The sequence below is a fragment of the Ruegeria sp. CH2 genome (assembly GCF_056537065.1).
Genome location: NZ_JBQFQV010000043.1, coordinates 1 through 2,449 on the forward strand (window position 1 = coordinate 1; position 2,449 = coordinate 2,449).

General features: G+C 58.8%; 2 protein-coding genes and 1 pseudogene. 2 read left to right on the forward strand and 1 reads right to left on the reverse strand.

Annotated features, from left to right (window positions below; genetic code table 11):
- Positions 1-165 (forward strand): annotated as a pseudogene (gene glyA, locus ACR0M9_RS21010) (serine hydroxymethyltransferase); the annotation flags it as partial.
- A 17-nt stretch (positions 166-182) separates the two neighbouring features.
- The gene (locus tag ACR0M9_RS21015) at positions 183-1,160 is read left to right on the forward strand and encodes an HpcH/HpaI aldolase/citrate lyase family protein (RefSeq protein ID WP_480774594.1); all 978 of its coding nucleotides are present in this window, start codon (positions 183-185) and stop codon (positions 1,158-1,160) included.
- A gap of 91 nt (positions 1,161-1,251) precedes the next feature.
- On the opposite strand, the gene ACR0M9_RS21020 is transcribed toward ACR0M9_RS21015, so the two are convergent.
- Positions 1,252-2,253, reverse strand: coding sequence for a helix-turn-helix domain-containing protein (locus ACR0M9_RS21020; RefSeq protein WP_480774595.1), 1,002 nt, complete (start codon positions 2,251-2,253; stop codon positions 1,252-1,254).
- Between the last annotated feature and the right edge of the window lie 196 nt (positions 2,254-2,449).

A 2,449-nucleotide genomic window follows, 5' to 3' on the forward strand; every position in this document is an offset into this window, starting at 1 on the left:
CGCGGCTTTGGCGAGGCCGAGTTCCGCCAGATCGCCGACTGGATCATCGAAGTGGTCGACGGCCTGGCCGCCAACGGCGAAGACGGCAACGTCGAAGTCGAAGCCCGCGTCCGCGCACAGGTCGCAGACCTCTGCAACCGCTTCCCCATATACCCGAACCTGTAAGCCGAAAGGTCCCAACCATGAGCTTTCATCCAATTGAACAAGCCCCCGCCCGCCTGAACCGCAGCGAGCTTGCCGTGCCCGGCAGCCAGCCCGGAATGTTTGAGAAGGCTGCGAAATCGGACGTGGATGTCATCTTCCTCGATCTGGAAGACGCCGTCGCGCCCGATGAAAAGGAGCAGGCGCGCAGGAACATTATTCAGGCTCTGAATGATATCGACTGGGGCAACAAGACCATGTCGGTCCGGATCAATGGTCTGGACACCCATTACATGTATCGGGACGTCGTGGATGTTGTCGAACAGGCGGGCCAGCGTCTGGACCTGGTCATGATCCCCAAGGTCGGGACAGCCGCAGATGTATATGCAGTCGACATGCTGGTGACCCAGATCGAAGACGCCAAGGGATACAAGAAACGGATCGGGTTCGAACACATCATCGAAACCGCGCTTGGTATGCAGAATGTCAGCGCGATTGCGGCTGCATCAAAGCGCAATGAAAGCCTTCATTTTGGTGTCGCGGATTATGCCGCCTCAACCCGCGCGCGAACCACAATCATCGGGGGCGTGAACCCGGATTATTCGGTTCTGACCGACCCGGATGCCGACGGCGGCCGCCTGACCCACTGGGGCGACATGTGGCACTATGCCCTTGCCCGCATGGTGGTTGCGGCGCGCGCCAACGGGTTGCGCCCCATCGACGGGCCTTTTGGCGATTTTCAGGACCCCGACGGTTACAAGGCCGCAGCAAAACGTGCCGCCGTTCTGGGCTGCGAGGGCAAATGGGCCATCCACCCCAGCCAGATCGCACTTGCCAATGAGGTGATGTCGCCCTCGGATGCCGAAGTTACCAAGGCACGGCGTATCCTTGTCGCCATGGCCGAGGCCGAGGCAGACGGAAAAGGTGCCGTGTCTCTGGATGGTCGTCTGATCGATTATGCCTCGATCCGGCAGGCCGAAGTACTGGTTGAAAAGGCCAGTCAGATCGCTGCGGCCTGATCGCCTGCACCAAACCCGACCTGCGTGGGCGCATTGTCCACGCGGGCTCGGTGCTGCGTTGACTGGTGGATCACGAGACCAACGCGAAAGGTTATCCGTGTTCCGGGGCGGCCGTCCCCAGAAATCGCTTGTTCCGAATTTCGTCCGGGCTGACGTCAAAGCTGCGTTGAAAGGCGCGTTTCAGCGCGACAGTCGATGAAAAGCCGGTCGCTGTCGAGATTTCGATCTGCGACATGTTGGTGAATTGTAAAAGGCTCTGCGCCCGCTCCAGCCGTAGCTCTTTGTAGGTCGACAAAAGTTTCGCACCGGTTTTGCTTAGAAACCTTCGCTGTAACTGGCGGGTCGAGGTCCTGAGTACATTGGAAAGTTCCGAGATCGTCAAAGGATCTTCGATGTTTTCCTGCATCGCATCCAGCGTGCGCATGACAAGCTGATCACCTTTTGCACGGTGCACCAGACGGGCGGCAAGCGTGCTGCCGTGCTTTTGTGTGGGTTCCGTCAGTCCAATGTATCCGCGCAGTATGTCCGCGATATGTTCCCCGTGGTCGATCGACACAAATTCTGACAGCAGGCGCAGCGCGCTTAACCGGGTGGTTGCGCTATGGGCGCACCCGTCTGCGGCCAGATGCGTGCCGGTGCCACAATCTTCCAGCCCGCCCTCCAGTGCAGCGGCTGCGAAATTCGGGTGGACAGCAACGGTGTTCCGGCCTGTTCTTCCGAGTTGCGGCAGAAGCAGCACCGCGCCGCCGACCAGAACAACCCGCGAAGACAGGTTCAGGACCTGCGATACCCAGAATCTGCGCGAATGTGGAATGGACCAGATGTTCTCCAGATCTCCCCAGAAAATCGCCGTTCGTCCGGCCCAGTATAACGGTCCACCCGCAGGTTCCGAGCCAGCGACACGAAGGTTGACCACATAGGTGCAGTTTTCGGCCAGAGTGTTTAACGCCTGATAGAATTCGATGACCATTCCAGCTGACGCCATAGCCGCTTCACCGTTGAGAATGACATCGATATGTTTCAATCTTTCGGGTGCCTCAGGCTCCGTTCCAGACAGATTGGCGTGATCATTTGCGAGGACATAGTGTTTCATTGTTCCTCCGACGATTTGGGCGTGGCAGCGCCCCGATTGGCGCTGCCCTCAGGGTGTAAATCCGATCCGTCAGGCGAATTGACGGATCGGACAGACACGGGTTTCACTCAGCGGCGTCTTCGTATTCTGTCATTGGTGGGCATGTGCATACGAGGTTTCGGTCGCCGTATGCGTTGTCGACGCGGTTGACGGGGGA